Below are 567 nucleotides of genomic sequence, written 5' to 3'. Positions count from 1 at the left end.
GACACCGACATCTTCACCGAACGCGAATCCGAGGTCCGCAGCTACAGCCGATCCTGGCCCACCGTCTTCACCTCCGCCAAAGGATCCTGGCTCCGCACCGAAGACGGCCGCGACTACCTCGACTTCTTCGCCGGCGCAGGCGCCCTCAACTACGGACACAACAACCCCGTCCTCAAACGCGCCCTCCTCGACTACCTCGACAGCGACGGCATCACCCACGGCCTCGACATGCACACCGCCGCCAAACGCCGCTTCCTCGAAACCTTCGACGCCCTCGTCCTCGGACCCCGCCACCTCGACTACAAAGTCCAGTTCCCCGGACCCACCGGCACCAACGCCGTCGAAGCCGCCCTCAAACTCGCCCGCAAGGTCACCGGCCGCGAATCCATCGTCAACTTCACCAACGCCTTCCACGGCATGACCCTCGGCTCCCTCTCCGTCACCGGCAACTCCATGAAACGCGCCGGAGCAGGCATCCCCCTCGTCCACTCCACACCCATGCCGTTCGACAACTACTTCGACGGCGAAATGCCCGACTTCCACTGGTTCGAACGCGTCCTCGACGAC

Annotated in this window: 1 protein-coding gene; it reads left to right on the top strand. The window is 64.6% G+C overall.

Annotated features, from left to right (window positions below):
* Positions 1-567: aminotransferase class III-fold pyridoxal phosphate-dependent enzyme (locus tag ACFSJG_RS14805; protein WP_378486002.1), on the top strand; the 567-nt coding region annotated here is incomplete at both ends.

Origin of the sequence: Rhodococcus gannanensis (genome assembly GCF_042681175.1) — a bacterium.
Classification (GTDB): domain Bacteria; phylum Actinomycetota; class Actinomycetes; order Mycobacteriales; family Mycobacteriaceae; genus Rhodococcus_G; species Rhodococcus_G gannanensis.
Note: the sequence above shows the minus strand (reverse complement) of the source record. Positions and strands in the feature narration are given on the sequence as shown.